Origin of the sequence: Arthrobacter sp. BPSS-3, assembly GCF_044628475.1 — a bacterium.
Classification (GTDB): Bacteria; Actinomycetota; Actinomycetes; order Actinomycetales; family Micrococcaceae; genus Arthrobacter.
Window position 1 is genome coordinate 328,231 of the sequence record NZ_JBIMMV010000004.1, and the last position, 18,249, is coordinate 346,479.

An 18,249-nucleotide genomic window follows, 5' to 3' on the forward strand; every position below is an offset into this window, starting at 1 on the left:
CGTGAGGAAACCTTTCCAGGACCCACGGACCCCACCCGCCGCTCCGCCGAGGAGCCCGCCCGTCCGCGGCACCGCCGCCGCAGGACAGCCAGGAGGCACGGATGACCCCACATCGTCAGCCCAGCGCGAATTCCGCAGCGCACCGCACCGATCAGCATTATTCTGAAATGGCAGACCCTTCAAAGGAGACCATGACCAGTCAGCCCAACACCGGACCCGATTCAGCAGCCCAGGACATGAGTCCTGCCGAGATCCAGGCTGTGATCGACCGGATTCTTTCCAAGGATTCCCCCGCTAGGGACACCGGCGCCGCCGACGCGGACACCGCCGAACCCCGCGCGGTCCTGGGCCGGGCCCAGGCCATCTCCGGCCTGGCCACCGAGCACGGCAGCTACGACGGTGACCAGCAGGACCTCGAGGAGCGCCGTGCCCTGCGCCGCACCGCCGGGCTCTCCACCGAACTCGAAGACGTCACGGAGGTCGAGTACCGGCAACTCCGGCTGGAGCGCGTGGTGCTGGCCGGCCTCTGGTCCGAGGGCACCCTGGCCGACGCCGAGAACTCCCTCCGCGAACTCGCCGCGCTGGCCGAGACGGCCGGCTCCGAGGTGCTGGACGGGCTGGTCCAGCGCCGGGCAAAGCCGGACCCGGGCACCTTCCTGGGCTCGGGCAAGGCCCAGGAGCTCAAGGACATCGTGATGTCCACCGGTGCGGACACCGTGGTGGTCGACGCCGAACTGGCGCCCTCCCAGCGGCGTGCGCTCGAGGATATCGTCAAGGTCAAGGTGATCGACCGGACCGCGCTGATCCTGGACATCTTCGCCCAGCACGCCAAGAGCCGCGAGGGCAAGGCCCAGGTGGAACTGGCCCAGCTCGAGTACCTGCTTCCCCGCCTCCGCGGCTGGGGCGAGTCGATGTCCCGCCAGGCCGGTGGCCAGGTGGGCGGCGCCGGCGCCGGCATGGGCTCCCGTGGCCCCGGTGAGACGAAGATCGAACTGGACCGCCGGCGGATCCGCACCCGGATGGCCAAGCTGCGCCGCGAAATCGCGGCCATGAAGCCGGCGCGTGAGACCAAGCGGGCCAACCGCCGTCGTAACGCCGTCCCGTCCGTCGCGATCGCCGGCTACACCAACGCCGGGAAGTCCTCGCTGCTGAACCGGCTGACCGACGCCGGCGTGCTGGTGGAGAACGCCCTGTTCGCCACTCTGGACCCCACCGTGCGCAAGGCCGAGACCTCCGACGGCCTGGGCTATACTCTGGCCGACACCGTGGGCTTCGTCCGCTCGCTGCCCACGCAGCTGGTGGAGGCGTTCCGGTCCACCCTGGAGGAGGTCGCCGACTCGGATCTGATCCTGCACGTGGTGGACGTCTCGCACCCGGACCCCGAGGGCCAGATCGCGGCCGTCCGCTCCGTCTTCAGCGAGGTCGACGCCCGCAAGGTGCCCGAGATCATCGTCCTGAACAAGGCCGATGCCGCGGACCCGTTCGTGGTGGAGCGCCTGAAGCAGCGCGAACCGCGCCACGTGGTGGTCTCCGCCCGTACCGGCGAGGGCATCCCCGAGCTGCTGCGGGCCGTCAGCGAGGGCATCCCGCGGCCCAGCGTGAAGCTGGAACTGATGATCCCGTACAGCCGCGGCGACGTGCTCAGCAAGCTGCACGAGACCGAGGCGGAGATCGTCAGCCTGGACCACGAGGAGACCGGTACGCGCGCCGTGGTCATGGTGCGCGAAGGCCTGGCGGCCGAGCTGGATCCCTTCGTCCGCAATGACTGAACCGGCCGTGGCGGAAGCGGACAGCGACGCACGCCCGGCCCCCAGCGGCGCCACCGGCGAGGAGCTCGTGATCGAGCTCCTCGACCGGGCTGTCGCGGCGATGGGCGGGCAGAGCCGTGACGGCCAGCACGAAATGGCCCGCCAGGTGGCCCGCGCCATCGACACAGGCGACCACCTGCTGGTCCAGGCCGGCACCGGCACCGGAAAGTCCCTGGCGTACCTGATCCCGCTCATCGCCCACTCGCTGGACAGCGACAAGCCAACCCTGGTCTCCACGGCCACCCTGGCCCTGCAGACCCAGATCGTCGGCCGGGACCTGCCGCGGCTGCTCAAGGCCATCACCCCTGCCCTGAAGCGGCCCGTCAAGATTGCCCTGGTCAAGGGCCGGTCCAACTACGTGTGCCGGCACAAGCTCGAGGGTGGGTTCCCGTCCGAGGAACCCGCCGAGGGCCAGCTCTTCTCCCTGGGTGAGGACACCTCGGTCCCGCATTTCGCCGCCGCCATGGGCGGTCCGGCCTCGCAGCTGGGCCGGGAAGTGGTCCGGCTCCGGGAATGGGCCGAGGACACGGCCACCGGCGACCGCGACGAACTGCTCCCCGGCGTGACCGACCGCGCCTGGCGGCAGGTGTCCGTCACCGCCATGGAATGCCTCGGCGCGCAGAAGTGCCCGCTGGCCGCCGAATGCTTCAGCGAACTGGCGCGCCAGGACGCGGCGGACGCAGACGTCGTGGTCACCAACCACGCCATGCTGGCCGTGAGCGCCTTCGAGGGCCTGGCCGTGCTGCCCGAATACGACGTCGTCGTGGTGGACGAGGCGCACGAACTCCAGGACCGGGTCACCGGGGCTGTCTCCGGCCAGCTCTCCGTGGCCATGGTCCACGCCGCCGCCTCGGGCGCCCGCAAGCACACCGGCATCACCGTGGACGCGCTGAACAACGCCGCCGCGAACCTTGAGCTCGCCGTTGCTGGGGTTCCCGGCGGACTGATGCCCAACGGCCTGAACAGCGAACAGCTCGACTGCGTGGACCAGCTCCGGGACGCCTGCCGTGCGGCGCTCTCCGACTCCAAGGGAGACGGCTCCACCACGGCCGACGGCGGCCGGCAGCTGGCGCGCTCCCGGCTGATGGTGATCCTGGAGCTCTGCGAACGCCTGCTCGCGGCCCGCGAGAACCGCGAGGTGGTGTGGTTCTCGCGGCAGAGCACCTTCGACCCGCAGCAGGGCTACTCGCAGCCGGACGATTCGGCGCCCGTGCTGATCAACATCGCCCCGCTCAGCGTGGCCGGGCGGCTGCGGGAGGGCCTGTTCGCGGACCACACCGTGGTGCTGACCTCGGCCACCCTCGCCATCGGCTCGGCCTTCGAACCGGCCGCGGGGGGGCTGGGCCTGGTGGGCCCCGGCGCCCCGAGCTGGACCGGCGTCGACGTCGGGTCGCCGTTCGAATACCCCAAGCAGGGCATCCTCTACGTCGCCAAGCACCTGCCCAAACCGGGCCGGGGGACCGCGCCCGAGGCCCTGGACGAGCTCGAGAAGCTGATCCGCGCCTCCGGCGGCGGCGCGCTCTGCCTCTTCTCCTCCCGGCGCGCCGCGGAGGAGGCCGCCGACGCGCTCCGGCCGCGGCTGGGCCTCAGCATCCTCTGCCAGGGCGAATCCACCATGACCGCGCTGGTCAAGCAGTTCGCGGACGAACCGGACACCTGCCTCTTCGGCACCATGTCCCTGTGGCAGGGCGTTGACGTGCCCGGCAACTCCTGCCGGCTGGTGGTGATCGACCGGATCCCGTTCCCGCGGCCGGACGATCCGCTGATGACGGCCCGCTCCCGGGCCGTGGCGCAGGCCGGGGGCAACGGCTTCATGAGCGTCTCGGCCACGCACGCGGCGATCCGGCTGGCGCAGGGCGCGGGCCGGTTGATCCGGTCGACGTCGGACCGCGGCGTGGTGGCGGTGCTGGACTCACGGCTGTCCACCGAGCGTTACGGCGGCTTCCTCCGGGCCGCGCTGCCGCCGTTCTGGGCCACGACGGACCCGGCGGTGGCCGTGGCGTCGCTGGAGCGGCTCGCGAAAGAAGCCGCGCAGGGGTCGTAGGCCCCCGGGGCAGGGACGTTTTGGCGGGGTTTGGTGGCGCTCAGGCCTCGGCGTCCGGGCGGGGTGGGGGGGCTCAGGTCCGGGCGTTCAGCGCGTTCAGCCGGTCCCTGGCCGGCGGCGTTGCCCGCGCTACAGGGAGCGGAGGACCGAGACGACCTTGCCCATGATGACGGCGTGGTCGCCCAGAATCGGTTCATACTGGGTGTTCTGCGGCAGCAGCCAGGTGTGGCCGTCGCGCTGCCGGAACGTCTTGACCGTGGCTTCGTCATCGAGGAGGGCGGCCACGATGTCGCCGTTGACGGCGTCGTTCTGCCGGCGCACCACCACCCAGTCCCCGTCGCAGATCGCGGCGTCGATCATGGAGTCACCCGCGACCTTGAGCATGAACAGCTCACCGTGGCCCACGAGCTGGCGCGGCAGGGGGAGGACGTCCTCCACCACCTGGTCGGCCAGGATCGGACCACCGGCGGCGATCCGGCCCACAAACGGGACCATAGCCGTGTCCGTGGCGCTGGCCAGTTCCGACACCGCGAGTCCGCCGACGGCCTTCAGCCCGCGGGGCTGTTCGACGCCGGAAATCGGGGTGGACCCCTCGTCCAGGGTGAGCGGCATCAGGACTTCCATGGCGCGGGGACGCTTGGGGTCCCGGCGCAGGTAGCCCAGCTTCTCAAGCTGGGAGAGCTGGTGGGTCACGCTGGAGAGGCTGGCCAGCCCCACCGTGTCCCCGATCTCGCGCATCGACGGCGGATAGCCGTTGTCCGTCACGGACCGCTGGATGGTTTCGAGGATCTTTTTCTGACGGACGGTGAGGCTCTTGGGCGCCCGGGCAGACTGGGCGCCGCGCCGGGTTGCCCTCCCGCCGGTGGCTTGTGCTGCCATGGTCGCCGTGCCTTCCGTTCGTGGTGCGGATCCGTGGCCGGCGGACCGAGAGAAGCGGCCCGATTGCTGCGAATCCTAAAAATGTCAGTGCCTGCCGTTTGACTGCTCTTGATCACCGCTGGCGGGTGTTCGACAGGTTTCAGACTGCAGGTGCGGAGTGCGGGTCCCTCGAGGGACCGGTTCCGTGCTTCAAAAATAGGTCAGCCGCCGGCGTTTTTCAAACATTTGTTCTAGCGAGTCTCGACAGAGTTCGTTCATAGGTGCTAAAAAAAGAACAGCAAGATTCGAAGATGTGTTCGAAGATTGCGAGTGGAGAACCACGGCCGGCTTCGGCTTTGTGTTCGAAGCGAATGATGGTTCAGCCGGTTGGCGGCAGGTACGAGGAGTACGCCGGGCGGCAACGACAAGTCCAGGAGGGCTCAGTTCATGTCAGCAAGAAGCGCTTTCGCCGGTTCGCAGTTTTCCGACGCCGGAAGGCCGGCACTGTATCTCGTGCCGGATACCGCCACGGCCTTCTCCGGGGCGGTAGCTCCGTTCGCGGCCCCGGCCGACGCTTACGCGACCGCCGGGAGCGCGTCAGCTGTACGCCGGGCCCACTCTTCCGCCCAGGCTCCCTTGCGGCTGACCCGGCGGGGACGCTTCGTCTTCTTCGGACTGCCCCTGATCCTGCTCGCGGCCCTGCTGCTGTCCGTGGCCGGCTTCCTGACCGCGCCGGCGAAGGCCGCCGATTCCCCGGCATCGCTGGCGACCACCCCGACGGTCACCGTGACCGTGCAGCCCGGGGAGTCCCTGTGGACCATCGCCGGCACCGTCGACCCGAAACGGGATCCGCGGGACGTGGTCGCCGAGATCGTGCAGCTGAACAATCTCGACGCCGCACCGGTCCTGCCCGGCCAGCAGCTCTTCGTTCCGACCCCCTGAGCTGAATCCCCCGGGACGGAGCGTCCGCCGACCTCGGGATGGCCATTCGCCGTCCGCGGGATGGGCCATCGTTGGTCACGGTTTCGGGCCAGACAGTCCTCTCACTTAAACTGGGAACGTGACTGACCAGCTTGAGCGACTCAACCGACTTCCCCTCCGGACCAACCTGCGGGGCCTGCGCCCCTATGGTGCTCCCCAGCTGGACGTTCCGATTCTCCTGAACGTCAACGAGAACACCCATGGTGTCCCCGCCGACGTGCGGGCAGCGATCGCGGAGGCCGTCACCGAGGCGGCCGCCGGGCTCAACCGCTATCCGGACCGGGAGTTCACCGAACTCCGCGGGGCGCTGGCCGAATACCTTGGCCACGGGCTGGATGCCACGAACATCTGGGCCGCCAATGGTTCCAATGAGGTGCTGCAGCAGATTCTCCAGGCCTTCGGCGGTCCGGGCCGCAACGCCCTCGGTTTCCCTCCCACGTACTCCATGTACCCGCTGCTCGCTGCCGGAACGGACACCGGCTACGTCGCCGGCGTCCGCGGTGAGGGCTACAGCCTGACGGCCGAGTCCGCCGCCCGGCAGGTCCGCGAGCTGCAGCCGAACATCGTCTTCCTCTGCTCGCCCAACAACCCCACCGGCACGGGCCTTGGCCTTGATGTCGTCGAAGCCGTCTACGAGGCGGGGGAGGCCAGCCAGGCCATCATCATCGTCGACGAGGCGTACCACGAGTTCGCCCACGAGGGCACCCCGAGCGCCCTGACCCTGCTGCCGGGCCGGGAACGGCTGATCGTCTCCCGCACCATGAGCAAGGCCTTCGCCCTCGCCGGTGCCAGGATCGGTTATATGGCCGCGGCGCCCGAGGTCACCGACGCGCTGCGCCTGGTGCGCCTGCCGTACCACCTCTCCGCCATCACCCAGGCCACCGCACTCGCCGCCCTCCGGCACCGCGAGGCACTGATGGCCGACGTCGAGGACATCAAGCGGCAGCGCGACCGGATCGTCACCGAGCTGACCCGAATGGGCCTTACCCCGGCGTCGTCGGACTCGAACTACGTCTTCTTCGGCGGGCTCACGGACCCGCACCGGGTCTGGCAGGAACTACTCGACGCCGGCGTTCTGGTCCGCGACGTCGGCATCCCCGGCCATCTCCGGGTCACCGCCGGAACCGAGGCGGAGACCACCGCCTTCCTGGAGGCCCTCGAACGGATCCTCACCGCCCACCGCGGCTGAGCCCGCGTCCACCCCCACCTTCCGCACCGCCGGGTCAGCCCCGCCGGCCCCGCGCGACCGCCCCTGCGACCGCCGGGCGTCCCGGGCGTGCCGGGCCCTAGACTTGATCCAGGACCCGCGCGCCGCCGTCACAGGCCGGGCGACCGCCACCTAGCCAAAAGGACACCCATATGAGCACCACCGGATCAGCCGCTGCCCGGGCCCGGACCGCCCGCCTGGAACGGACCACCAGCGAATCCTCCGTCCTGGTCGAGATCGACCTGGACGGCACCGGCGTCTCGGACATCAGCACCTCGGTGCCGTTCTACGACCACATGCTGACCGCCCTGAGCAAGCACTCGCTGATCGACATGACCGTCAAGGCCACCGGTGACACCCACATCGACGTGCACCACACCGTCGAAGATGTCGCCATCACCTTCGGCGAGGTCCTCAAGACCGCACTGGGCACCAAGGCCGGGATCCGCCGCTTCGGCGAGGCCACCGTGCCCCTCGACGAGGCCCTCGCACACGCCGTCGTGGACGTCTCCGGCCGTCCCTACCTGGTCCACGCCGGCGAACCCGCCGGGCAGGAATACCACCTGATCGGCGGCCACTTCACCGGCTCGCTGACCCGCCACGTCTTCGAGGCCATCACGCTGCACGCCGGAATCTGCCTGCACATGAACGTCACCGCCGGCCGCGACCCGCACCACATCGTCGAGGCCCAGTTCAAGGCGTTCGCCCGGGCGCTCCGTGCCGCCGTCGAGCCGGACCCCCGCGTCGAGGGCATTCCCTCCACCAAGGGTGCACTGTGACCGGGAAGGTGCTGCGCGACGGCGCCATCATCGATCCGGAGGCCGGCCGCAAGCCCGCCTCCCCGGAGGGCAAGCCCACCGTCACCGTCCTGGACTACGGCTCCGGCAACGTCCGCTCCGCCGTGCGCGCCCTCGAGCGCGCCGGCGCCGAGGTCATCCTCAGCTCCAAGCCCGAGGACGTCCTCAACGCCGACGGCCTGGTGGTCCCCGGCGTCGGCGCCTTCGAAACCGTCATGAACGAACTGAAGGCCGTCGATGCCATCCGGATGATCGGCCGCCGCGTCGCCGGCGGCCGGCCGGTGCTGGCCATCTGCGTCGGCCTCCAGGTCCTCTTCGAGGCCGGCGTGGAGCACGGCACGGTCGCCGAAGGCATGGGGGAGTGGCCAGGCAAGGTCGAGCTGCTGCCCGCCGACGTCGTCCCGCACATGGGCTGGAACACCGTCGACGTGCCGGAGGGCTCGCTGCTGTTCGACGGGGTGGAGAAGGAACGCTTCTACTTCGTGCACTCCTACGGCGTCCAGCACTGGGACTTCGACGTGATCCAGCCGCGGATGGCAGCACCGCTGGTGACCTGGTCCGAACACGGCGCCCCGTTCATCGCGGCGGTGGAGAACGGCCCGCTCTGCGCCACCCAGTTCCACCCGGAGAAGTCCGGGGACGCGGGCGCCCGCCTGCTGCGCAACTGGGTCGGGAGCCTGCGCCCCGCCCGCAACGCCGGCACAGGCACCACTGCGGAAGCCCCGGCAACCCCGGAAGCGACCGCCTGAATGTGGTCCCTGGTACTGATGGGCCTCGCCGGGCTGCTGGTGGGCGGAGCGCTCTCCTTCCGCCAGCAGAAGAGCCCGCTCTGGGTCCAGATCGTCTTCTACATCCTGGCCGGCATGTCCCTGCTGGCCGCCTACCTGCTGACCCTGCCCGGCGCCTGACGCCCCGCGCCGCCCCCGCCACCTACCTTGTGAGGACTTCACGATGACCACCGAAAACCCGCTGCCGATCCTGGAACTGCTCCCCGCCGTCGATGTTGTCAATGGCCAGGCCGTGCGCCTGGTCCAGGGCGAGGCCGGCAGCGAAACAAGCTACGGCACCCCCCTGGAAGCGGCCCTGAACTGGCAGGAACAGGGCGCCGAGTGGGTCCACCTGGTGGACCTGGACGCTGCCTTCGGCCGCGGTTCGAACGCGGAGCTGCTGCGCGAGGTGGTCGGACGGCTGGACATCAAGGTCGAACTCTCCGGTGGCCTGCGCGATGACGAATCCCTCGAACGCGCCCTGGACCTCGGCGTCGGCCGCGTCAACCTCGGCACCGCCGCGCTGGAGAACCCGGAGTGGACCGACCGGGTGATCGAACGCTTCGGCGACAAGATCGCCGTCGGCCTCGACGTGCGCGGCACCACCCTCGCCGGCCGCGGCTGGACCAAGGAGGGCGGCGACCTCTGGGAAGTCCTCGGCCGCCTCGAAGAAGCCGGCTGCGCCCGCTACGTCGTCACCGACGTCACCAAGGACGGCACCCTGCAGGGCCCCAACGTGGAACTGCTGCGCCAGATGGTCGAGAAGACCGGCAAGCCCGTCGTCGCCTCCGGCGGCATCTCCAGCCTCGAGGACCTCAAGGTCCTCCGCTCCCTTGTCCCGCTCGGGGTCGAAGGCGCGATCATTGGCAAGGCGCTCTACAACGGCAACTTCACGCTGCCCGAGGCCCTCGACGTCGCCGGCCGCCGCTAGGCCGGTCCCTTCATGCCGCAGGAACCAGTGCCGCAGGAACCGCAGCCCGGCCACCGCGCCCTCCCCGGCCACATCGCCGCCGCCCTCGCCGGCGCCGGGGGAGCGACGGACTCCGCCGGGCAGCCCTGGGCAGGACGCAGCCTGGCCGGCGACGGAGCGACCATCCATAACTTCGAGGACGACGACGGCGCGGCCGACGCCGGCTACCTCGCCGCCGTCGCGGCCCTCGCGGCAGGCACCGGGGACGAAGCCGGCGTCGTCGCGGCCCTCGCCACGGCCCGGGTCTTCGTGCCGATCGTCGCCAGCCTCGCGGAGGAGGGCGACGCCGTGGCCGGGGCCCACGGGACCGAGCTGCACGGGGACAAGCAGGCCGACATGGCGCTGGTGACCCTCAAGGCGCCGGACGGCCGCACCGCCCTGCCGGTCTTCACCTCCGCGGAGAACCTCACCGCCTGGCACCCCGAGGCCCGCCCGGTGGCCGTCTACGCCGCCCGCGCCGCGCTCTCCGCCGTCGCCGAGCATGCCGAACTGCTGGTCCTGGACCCCGGCTCGGCCGCCACGTTCGTGGTGCGCCGCCCGGCCGTATGGGCGCTGGCCAAGCAGCACGGCTGGGTCCCCAGCTACCGGGACCAGACGGTGGCCGACGCCGTCGTCGCCTCCGCGGCCGGGGTAAGGGCGCTGCGCCGGGTCGAACTGCGCCCCGGCGGGGGAGTGGCCTCGGCGCAGGCCGACGGGACGCAGCTGCCCGGCGGCGGTGCCGGGCCGGAACTGCGCGTGGTGCTGTACCTTGAAGACGGGCTCAGTGCCGCCGAGGTGCAATCCCTGGTGGCCGGCCTGAACGAGGACTGGGCCCGGAATGAAGCTTTCGCCGAGCGGGTTGACTCGATCGAAATCAAGCTGCAGCGCGCAGCACCCTGACCGGCGGCCCGCCTCTCCCGCGGTGCCGGTCACGGGCCGCGCCACCGAGAGAAATGCAAGGCAAAGGAACGCCGTCCCGTGAACTTCGCGCTTTACCGTGAGCTGCTGGCAGTGCGGCCCATCAGGAACCTACTGATTGTCGGGATGGTGGCCCGCATCCCGCACTCGGCCGCGGGCGTGCTCCTGACCCTGCACATCGTCCTCACCCTGGGCCAGGGCTACGCCGCGGCCGGGACCGCCGCCGCCGTCATGACCATCGGCATCGCCGTCGGCGCCCCGTGGCGCGGCCGCCGGGTGGACACCGTGGGCCTGCGCCGGGCACTGATCCCGTCCGTCCTCTCGGAGACGGTGATCTGGACCATCGCCCCGCACGTCAGCTACCAGTTGCTGTTGCCGCTGGTGTTCGTCGGCGGCCTCTTGACCCTGCCGATCTTCAGCGTGGTCCGGCAGTCCCTGGGCATCCTGGCCACCGGGGACCAGCGCCGCACCGCGTTCGCCCTGGACGCCATTAGCACCGAACTGGTCTTCATGATCGGTCCGGCCGCCGGCGCGATCGTCGCCACCGCCGGCTACTCCGTGCTGGGCCTCGGCATCGTGGGCGTCGCCACCTCACTGTCCGGGCTCTTCCTGATGTGGATGAACCCGCCCACGCGGTCCGTCGCCACCGACGCCGAGCCCGAGGCCGCCTTCGAGGCGGATCAGCAGCAGGGCGCCGAGGCCGCCGTCGTCGCGGCCGCCCCCGCGCACCTGCAGGAGGCAGCGGCGGAACTGGCTCCCCTCGCCGCCGCCGAGCACCGCCGTCAGGATCGGCTGGGACTGCGGCACAAGGTGCGGCACAACTTCGCCTGGTTCACTGCCTCGGTCGCCGCAGTCTTCGCCGTCGCCGCCGGCTCCGGCATGGTCCTCAGCGGCACCGACGTCGGCATCGTCGCCGCCTTGCAGACCGGCGGCCACCAGGCCGAGATCGGCATCGTCTTTCTGTTCTGGTGCGCCGCCTCGGTGATCGGCGGCGTGGTCTACGGCGCCATGCACCGGCCCGTTTCCCCGGTGCTCCTGCTGCTCGGCATGTCCGCCCTGACCCTGCCGATGGCGTTCGCCCACAGCACCTGGGCCCTGGCGTTCCTGTCCCTGCTGCCGGGCGTGCTCTGCGCCCCGGTACTCTCGGCCGCCTCGGAGAAGGTGGCCGACCTGGTTGACGAGGAACGACGTGGCGAGGCGATGGGCTGGTACGGCTCGGCCCTGACCGGCGGTGTGGCGCTCGGCGCTCCGCTGGCCGGGCTCTTCATCGACGGCGTGGGCGCCGGGGCGGGCTTCGTCTCGGTCGGCGCGGCCGGGGTGCTGCTCTGCCTCGTGGGTCTGGTGCTCCAGCGGCGGCGCAGGCGCCGGCTCGCCGCCGCCTGACGAGGGCCCAGTGCCTCCCGGACTTAACGACGACGGCGGGCGGACCGCACTGGTCCGCCCGCCGTCGTCGTTACCGCCGTGTAATTGTGGTCAGTTGACCGCGCCGGTGTACTTCTCGCCCGGGCCCTTGCCGGGAGCGTCCGGAATGACGGACTCCTCGCGGAAGGCCAGCTGCAGGGAGCGCAGGCCGTCGCGCAACGGTCCGGCGTGCTGGGAGCCGATCTCCGGCGCCGCCGCGGTGACCAGGCCCGCCAGTGCGGTGATGAGCTTGCGGGCCTCGTCGAGGTCCTTGAGTTCTTCGGCATTGTCCTCGGCGGCGAGGCCGAGCTTCACGGCGGCGGCACTCATCAGGTGCACGGCGGCGGTGGTGATGACCTCGATCGCGGGGACCTCGGAAATGTCGCGGATCTGCTGGGAGACGTCCGCCTGCTCGCCCGCCGGCTGGAAGACGTGCGAATTACGTTCTGGTGTACTCATGCTGGTAAGCTTGTCACAGACCGACTGGATGTCGTTATTTTGCCGGAATCGCACAGATTCCAGTGAAGACGGCGTCCAGTTTGCAAGCGGAGATCTCTCCCACCCGCGTCAGCCGCGCGAATTCCTTCGGGAGTCAAGGTTGCCGGGTACCTGGTCGGGCGCTTGACCCACGCACTGCGTGCCGGACAAGCGCATGTTGCCCCACAGGGCGGCAGTTCCGATCTTCGAGGCCTTCGATTGCTACCGGCAATGGGAGGCCTTCTTCTTTTGCCGGAGAAGTACCCCCACGATCACAGGAGCTTTAACATTAGCGAGCCAAGAATCAATGAGCGTATCCGCGTCCCCGAGGTGCGGCTGGTCGGCCCTGCAGGTGAACAGGTAGGAGTCGTCCGTATTGAGGATGCCCTGCGTCTGGCTGCCGAGGCTGATCTGGATCTCGTTGAAGTTGCACCGCAGGCCAAGCCTCCGGTGTGCAAGCTGATGGACTTCGGCAAGTACAAGTACGAAGCCGCCGTCAAGGCACGCGAGGCCCGGAAGAATCAGACCAACACGGTCCTGAAAGAAATCCGTTTCCGCCTCAAGATCGACAAGCACGACTACGAGACCAAGCGTGGACACGCGCTGCGGTTCCTCGGCGCCGGCGACAAGGTCAAGGCCATGATCCAGTTCCGCGGCCGTGAGCAGCAGCGCCCCGAGATGGGCATCCGTCTGCTGCAGCGTTTCGCCGAGGACGTCGCCGAGGTGGGCGTGGTGGAATCCAGCCCCCGCATCGACGGCCGCAACATGGTCATGGTGGTCGGCCCGCTCAAGAACAAGGCCGAAGCCAAGGCGGAAGCCCGCCGCGCCACCCAGCGCGCCGAGGCTAAGGCCGAGAATGAAGCCAAGGCGGCGCGGGTCAACACCAACGGCGGCGAAGCCCCCCTGACGCAGTCCCTCGCGGACCTGCTGCCGGAGGGCTACCAGGTCCGGACCGAGGCTGCGGAACCCGAAGAGGCACCCGCTGCCGAGGCGCCGGCCACCGAGGCCCCCAAGGCTGAGGCTGCCACGGAAGCCGCTCCGAAGGCCGAAGCCCCCAAGGCTGAGACCCCGAAGGCTGCGGCTCCGAAGACGGAGGCCCCGAAGGCTGAAGCTCCCAAGGCTGCGGCTCCGAAGACGGAAGCCCCGAAGGCGGAAGCTCCCAAGGCCGCGGCTCCGAAGGCACCCGCTCCGAAGGCTGCGGCACCCAAGGCTCCGGCCGCGAAGCCGGCCGCCGAGGCATCCGCCGCGAAGCCCGCTCCGAAGCCTGTTGCCACGCCCAAGCCGGTAGCACGGCCCGCGGCTCCCAAGCCGGCGGCACGGCCCGCGGCCCCCAAGGCCGCGCCGAAGCCTGGCAGCAAGAAGACCAACTGATTCACGGCCGCCGGACCGCAAGGTCCGGTGGCAGTCAACCAGCACGCCGCCCCGAGGGGCGGCTGCCCGAAAGACTGCAGACCCGTTCTGCGGATACGTAAGGAGATCGGTTCCCATGCCGAAGATGAAGACCCACAGCGGTGCTAAGAAGCGCTTCAAGCTGACCGGTAGCGGCAAGCTGCGCCGCCAGCAGGCCAATCGCCGCCACTACCTCGAGCACAAGTCCTCCAGGCTGACCCGCCGCCTCGCCGGCGACAAGATCGTCTTCAAGGGCGACGCCAAGGTCATCCGGAAGATGCTCGGCATCTAAGTTCCAAGTACCCGGACCGATTGCCGCCGGCAACGGTCCACCTACCACTAAGGCTTCTCAGGCCAGCCGGGATTTCCGGCAGTAGACGCTTGGGATCAGATTTTGAAGGAGTACGCACGTGGCACGTGTGAAGAGGGCGGTAAACGCCCACAAGAAGCGCCGGGTTGTTCTTGAACGCGCAAAGGGTTACCGCGGTCAGCGTTCGCGCCTGTACCGCAAGGCCAAGGAACAGCTGCTGCACTCGTTCGTGTACAGCTACGGCGACCGCAAGAAGAAGAAGGGCGACTTCCGCCGCCTCTGGATCCAGCGCATCAACGCTGCATCCCGCGCCAACGGCCTGACCTACAACCGCCTGATCCAGGGCCTGAAGGCCGCTGAGGTCGAGGTTGACCGCCGCATGCTGGCCGAGCTGGCCGTCTCCGACGCCACGGCCTTCGCCGCACTGGTCCAGGTCGCCAAGGACTCGCTGCCCGCCGACACCTCCGCGCCGGCCGTGCAGGCCGAGGCTGCCGCCGCCCCCAAGGCTGCGAAGAAGCCGGCTGCCAAGAAGACCGCCGCCGAGAAGGCTGCCAAGTAGTACCGGAGCTCCGCTCCGAGCCTCGCGGCTCAGTTCAGGAACCGCTCTTCGGAGCAACTAAGGTTCTTATATGAACGAAACCGGGCGCCCGCACGCTGAGCCACTGTCCAATCCCCGAGCCGATCGGGTCAGGAAGGTGGCGCAGCTTGCTGGGCGCCCGGCGCGTTTAAAGCGCCGGGAGTTCCTGGCCGAAGGCCCGCAGGCGGTCCGCGAGGCCCTGACCCTGCACCAGCAGCGGCTCGCCGACGGCAGGGACGGCGTCGTCCTTGAGGTCTACGCCAGCGAGGACTGCCTGGACCGGCACCCGGAACTCGAAACCCTCGCGGAGGGCACCCGGGCGTTCCTCGCCACAGATGAGGTTCTCGCGGCCATGGCGGACACGGTCACCCCGCAGGGCATCCTGGCCGTCTGCCGCTTCCTCGACGTCGAACTGGCCGACGTCCTCGACGCCGAACCCCGCCTCCTGGCCGTCCTGTGCGAGGTCCGGGACCCCGGCAACGCCGGTACTGTGCTTCGTGCCGCCGACGCCGCCGGAGCGGACGCCGTCATTCTCAGCTCCTCCAGCGTGGACATTTACAACCCCAAGGCGGTGCGGTCCACCGCGGGTTCGATCTTCCACCTCCCTGTGGTCCTCGGCGCAGACATCGCCGAGACCGTCGCAGCCTGCACGGCACGCGGCATCGGAGTCCTCGCGGCGGATGGCTACGGACAGCTGAACCTGGACCGGCTGCAGGACGAGAGCGCCGCCCGGCGGCTCGGCGGCGCGGACACGGGATCGGACTACGACCTGGCCCACCCCACCGCCTGGCTGTTCGGCAACGAGGCCCAGGGCCTGTCCGAGGAGCAACTGGCGCTGGCCGGCCACCGGGTAGCGGTGCCTGTCTACGGGGCGGCGGAGAGCCTCAACCTCGGGACCGCCGCCACCGTCTGCCTGTACGCGAGTGCGCGCTCCCAGCGCGCCGCCGGCTGACGAGACCTCTTCTTACTCCCACGACGCGAACAAACGACGGCGGGGGCCCACCGTGTGGTGGGCCCCCGCCGTCGTATGTGTCCCGCGGGGCTCAGTGGCCCGGGCGGGGGATGAGAATTACGTAGTCCGGTTCCGACCGGTGATGGCGCCGTAGATTCCGGCGACGACGAGGCCGCCGACGATGGCCAGGATCCAGGAGCCGAGGTTCCAGAATTCCATCTTGCCGCCGCCGAAGAGCAGGTCGCCGATCCAGCCGCCGACAATGGCACCAACCACACCGAGAACGAGGCTGGTGACCCAGCCGCCGCCAACCCGGCCAGGCATGATTGCCTTAACGATTGCACCTACAATGAGTCCGAGAATGATCCAGCCTAGAAAGCCCATGTCTCCTCCTACATATTCGTCGGCATTCACCTTAGGAATCCCGATTATGGCTTCAAGCTAACACACGGCCCACGGCCTGTCAGCAGTCCCACCCTCAATCGTTATGTGCCCTCTTTGGCCCCGCCGGCACGCGGAATCCGGGTCCCTCCCGGTACGGTTGGCCCCTGGAGTCCGGGGCCTCGAAAACGCCCGGCGGCACAGATCATTTGTCTAAAGGAGAACGGCCCGTGGCTGCTAACGGCGGTACCAAGGCGATTGTGGCGGCGCTGACCGCCAACCTCACGATCGCCGTCCTGAAATTCGTCGCCTTCCTCCTGACGATGTCCTCGTCGATGCTGGCGGAGGCGATCCACTCCGTCGCCGACTCCGGCAACCAGCTGCTGCTGCTCCTGGGCGGCAAGCGCGCCACCAAGCAGGCCAGCCCGGAGCACCCCTTCGGCTACGGACGGGAACGCTACATCTACGCCTTCATCGTCGCCATCGTGCTCTTCAGCGTCGGCGGCCTGTTCGCGCTGTACGAGGCGTGGGGCAAGCTGCAGCACCCGCACGGCATCGAGGGCGGGTTCTGGTGGGTTCCGCTGGCCGTTCTCCTCGGCGCCATCATCGCGGAGTCGTTCTCCTTCCGCACGGCCATCCGCGAGTCCAACCCCCTGCGCGGCAACCAGAGCTGGATCCGCTTCATCCGCAACGCCAAGCAGCCCGAGTTGCCCGTGATCCTGCTGGAGGACTTCGGTGCGCTGCTCGGCCTGTTCTTCGCCCTCCTGGGGGTGGGGCTGACCCTCATCACCGGCAACGGCATCTGGGACGCCCTGGGCACCGGCATGATCGGCCTGCTGCTGGTGGCGATCGCCGCGGTTCTGGCGATCGAAACCAAGTCACTGCTGCTGGGCGAGTCGGCCACGAAGGCGGACGTCGCGAAGATCCGCGTGGCGATCGAGTCCGGCGGCACCGGCATCATCCACCTCAAGACCATGCACCTGGGACCCGAGGAGCTCCTGGTCGCGGCGAAGATCAGCGTCGGAGCGGCTGACTCCGGCCGTGAGATTGCCGCCGCGATCGACGCCGCCGAGGCCCGGATCCGAGAGGCGGTCCCCACCGCCCGGGTGATCTACCTGGAACCGGACCTGCAGCCCTTCCGCCCCCGCCCTGGCGGGACTAGAGCGGAAGCAGCCGGGACAGGTCCGCCCGGACCGAACGGCGGTCGCGGTTACCGGATCAACGGCCTCCGGCGTTCCACGGCTCCGCTGAGGACGGCGACGCCGAGGCCCAGCAAGGCCAGCACGGCACCGACCAGGGCGGGGGCCACGTAGCCCCAGCCCCAGGCGATGACCAGGCCGCCGAGGAAGGCGCCGAGGGCGTTGGCCACGTTCAGGGCGGCGTGGTTCAGCGAGGAGGCCAGCGACGGCGCGTCGGGGGAGGCGTCCAGCAAACGGGTCTGCAGCGCCGGGACCAGCATGGAACCCGCGCCGCCGACGACGAAGACCATCAGGTACGCGGACCACGGCCAGTGCACCGCTACGGCGTACACCACCAGGGCCACGGCGACGCCGGGGAGTACCCAGTAGATGGTGCCCATGACGGACTTGTCGGCGATGCGTCCCCCGACAATGTTGCCCACCACCATGCCGACACCGTAGAGCGCGACGACCAGGGGCAGCCATTCGGCCGGGATCCCGGCGACGTCGGTCATCGTGTGGGCGATATAGGTGTAGGTCGCGAAGAAGCCGCCGAAGCCCACGACGCCGATCAGCACCGCCAGCCAGACCTGCAGCCGCTTGAGGGATGCGAGTTCCCGGCGGATGCTCGCGTCAGCGTGGGGTGCCTGGTACGGGACAAACTTCCACAGCATGGCCATGGTGGCGATCCCGATGATGCCGACCAGGAGGAACAGCAGCCGCCAGCCGAAGTTCTGGCCCAGCCAGGTGCCGAACGGGACGCCGATGACGTTGGAGACCGTCAGGCCGGCCATCACCATCGAAATGGCCCAGCCGCGGCGGGTGGGGGCAACCAGCGAGGAGGCGATCACCGCGGCGACGCCGAAGAACGCGCCGTGCGGCAGGCCGGCCGCGAAGCGGGACACCAGCATGGTGCCGTAATCGGGGGCGATGACCGAGCTGAGGTTCGCGAGGCTGAAGAACAGCATCAGGCCCAGGGCCAGATACTTGCGGGGGAGCTTCGCGCCGACGGCGGCGAGCAGCGGGGCGCCGACCACGACGCCGAGCGCATAGGCGGAGATCAGGTGCCCGGCCTCCGGGGTGCTGATACCGAGACCGTGCTCGACCTCCTTGAGCAGGCCCATCATCGTGAATTCCGTGGTGCCGATGCCGAAGCCGCCCATGGCCAGCGAAATGATGCCGAGGGTCAGGTTGTAGGAACCGGTCCGGGGTGTGGTGGGGGCGTCGTTAGTTAAAGTCATCCATCTGCTTTTCG

Annotated in this window: 18 protein-coding genes and 1 pseudogene; 15 read left to right on the top strand and 4 right to left on the bottom strand. The window is 69.6% G+C overall.

Going from position 1 to position 18,249, the window contains the following annotated elements; translation table 11 throughout:
- The first annotated feature begins 191 nt into the window (after window positions 1-191).
- The gene (gene hflX, locus ACFVY3_RS08990; RefSeq protein ID WP_364137230.1) at window positions 192-1,769 is read left to right on the top strand and encodes a GTPase HflX; all 1,578 of its coding nucleotides are present in this window, start codon (window positions 192-194) and stop codon (window positions 1,767-1,769) included.
- Window positions 1,762-3,852, top strand: a complete 2,091-nt coding sequence (locus tag ACFVY3_RS08995; RefSeq protein WP_400159464.1) for an ATP-dependent DNA helicase — start codon at window positions 1,762-1,764, stop codon at window positions 3,850-3,852. The genes hflX and ACFVY3_RS08995 overlap by 8 nt, the downstream gene beginning before the upstream one ends.
- Window positions 3,853-3,981: 129 nt before the next feature.
- Here ACFVY3_RS08995 and lexA read toward each other — a convergent pair whose 3' ends face one another.
- Window positions 3,982-4,731, bottom strand: coding sequence for a transcriptional repressor LexA (gene lexA / locus ACFVY3_RS09000; protein WP_400159465.1), 750 nt, complete (start codon window positions 4,729-4,731; stop codon window positions 3,982-3,984).
- 615 nt (window positions 4,732-5,346) lie between these two features.
- On the opposite strand from lexA, the gene ACFVY3_RS09005 reads away from it, so the two are divergent.
- The 8 genes from ACFVY3_RS09005 to ACFVY3_RS09040 all read left to right on the top strand — a co-directional run bounded on the left by ACFVY3_RS09005 (window position 5,347) and on the right by ACFVY3_RS09040 (window position 11,712).
- Entirely contained in the window at window positions 5,347-5,652 is a 306-nt protein-coding gene (locus tag ACFVY3_RS09005; protein ID WP_400159503.1) for a LysM peptidoglycan-binding domain-containing protein, read from the top strand.
- 118 nt (window positions 5,653-5,770) lie between these two features.
- Window positions 5,771-6,880 (top strand): histidinol-phosphate transaminase, encoded by a 1,110-nt coding sequence (locus ACFVY3_RS09010; protein WP_377973426.1) that lies wholly within the window; start codon window positions 5,771-5,773, stop codon window positions 6,878-6,880.
- Window positions 6,881-7,050: 170 nt separating this feature from the next.
- Complete coding sequence (gene hisB, locus ACFVY3_RS09015; protein WP_290258297.1) at window positions 7,051-7,677, top strand: imidazoleglycerol-phosphate dehydratase HisB; 627 nt, start codon at window positions 7,051-7,053, stop codon at window positions 7,675-7,677.
- Window positions 7,674-8,444 carry an imidazole glycerol phosphate synthase subunit HisH gene (gene hisH, locus ACFVY3_RS09020; protein WP_377973428.1) on the top strand — a complete coding sequence of 257 codons (771 nt, stop codon included), beginning with the start codon at window positions 7,674-7,676 and terminating at the stop codon, window positions 8,442-8,444. Before hisB ends, hisH begins: the two co-directional genes overlap by 4 nt.
- Complete coding sequence (locus tag ACFVY3_RS09025; protein ID WP_290258295.1) at window positions 8,445-8,603, top strand: hypothetical protein; 159 nt, start codon at window positions 8,445-8,447, stop codon at window positions 8,601-8,603.
- Window positions 8,604-8,646: 43 nt separating this feature from the next.
- Window positions 8,647-9,393 carry a bifunctional 1-(5-phosphoribosyl)-5-((5-phosphoribosylamino)methylideneamino)imidazole-4-carboxamide isomerase/phosphoribosylanthranilate isomerase PriA gene (gene priA, locus ACFVY3_RS09030; RefSeq protein WP_290258294.1) on the top strand — a complete coding sequence of 249 codons (747 nt, stop codon included), beginning with the start codon at window positions 8,647-8,649 and terminating at the stop codon, window positions 9,391-9,393.
- 12 nt (window positions 9,394-9,405) lie between these two features.
- Window positions 9,406-10,311, top strand: coding sequence for an SseB family protein (locus tag ACFVY3_RS09035; protein WP_400159466.1), 906 nt, complete (start codon window positions 9,406-9,408; stop codon window positions 10,309-10,311).
- 78 nt (window positions 10,312-10,389) lie between these two features.
- Window positions 10,390-11,712, top strand: coding sequence for an MFS transporter (locus tag ACFVY3_RS09040; protein WP_400159467.1), 1,323 nt, complete (start codon window positions 10,390-10,392; stop codon window positions 11,710-11,712).
- A gap of 90 nt (window positions 11,713-11,802) precedes the next feature.
- Here the strand turns inward: ACFVY3_RS09040 and ACFVY3_RS09045 are convergent, their stop codons facing one another.
- Window positions 11,803-12,189, bottom strand: coding sequence for a DUF1844 domain-containing protein (locus ACFVY3_RS09045; RefSeq protein ID WP_290258291.1), 387 nt, complete (start codon window positions 12,187-12,189; stop codon window positions 11,803-11,805).
- A gap of 249 nt (window positions 12,190-12,438) precedes the next feature.
- Between ACFVY3_RS09045 and infC the strand changes: the two genes are divergently transcribed.
- The 4 genes from infC to ACFVY3_RS09065 all read left to right on the top strand — a co-directional run bounded on the left by infC (window position 12,439) and on the right by ACFVY3_RS09065 (window position 15,435).
- Window positions 12,439-13,578 (top strand): translation initiation factor IF-3, encoded by a 1,140-nt coding sequence (infC, locus tag ACFVY3_RS09050; protein WP_400159468.1) that lies wholly within the window; start codon window positions 12,439-12,441, stop codon window positions 13,576-13,578.
- A gap of 115 nt (window positions 13,579-13,693) precedes the next feature.
- Window positions 13,694-13,888, top strand: a complete 195-nt coding sequence (gene rpmI / locus ACFVY3_RS09055) for a 50S ribosomal protein L35 (protein ID WP_009358635.1) — start codon at window positions 13,694-13,696, stop codon at window positions 13,886-13,888.
- A 118-nt stretch (window positions 13,889-14,006) separates the two neighbouring features.
- Window positions 14,007-14,465 (top strand): 50S ribosomal protein L20, encoded by a 459-nt coding sequence (gene rplT, locus ACFVY3_RS09060; protein WP_290258288.1) that lies wholly within the window; start codon window positions 14,007-14,009, stop codon window positions 14,463-14,465.
- A 70-nt stretch (window positions 14,466-14,535) separates the two neighbouring features.
- Window positions 14,536-15,435: a TrmH family RNA methyltransferase gene (locus ACFVY3_RS09065; protein WP_400159469.1), complete on the top strand. Its 900-nt coding sequence runs from the start codon at window positions 14,536-14,538 to the stop codon at window positions 15,433-15,435.
- 117 nt (window positions 15,436-15,552) lie between these two features.
- Here the strand turns inward: ACFVY3_RS09065 and ACFVY3_RS09070 are convergent, their stop codons facing one another.
- Window positions 15,553-15,819: a GlsB/YeaQ/YmgE family stress response membrane protein gene (locus tag ACFVY3_RS09070; protein WP_056740672.1), complete on the bottom strand. Its 267-nt coding sequence runs from the start codon at window positions 15,817-15,819 to the stop codon at window positions 15,553-15,555.
- A gap of 227 nt (window positions 15,820-16,046) precedes the next feature.
- Between ACFVY3_RS09070 and ACFVY3_RS09075 the strand changes: the two are divergent.
- A pseudogene (locus ACFVY3_RS09075) lies at window positions 16,047-16,949 on the top strand (cation diffusion facilitator family transporter); the annotation flags it as partial.
- A 77-nt stretch (window positions 16,950-17,026) separates the two neighbouring features.
- On the opposite strand, the gene ACFVY3_RS09080 reads toward ACFVY3_RS09075, so the two are convergent.
- Complete coding sequence (locus ACFVY3_RS09080) at window positions 17,027-18,235, bottom strand: MFS transporter (protein ID WP_400159470.1); 1,209 nt, start codon at window positions 18,233-18,235, stop codon at window positions 17,027-17,029.
- Between the last annotated feature and the right edge of the window lie 14 nt (window positions 18,236-18,249).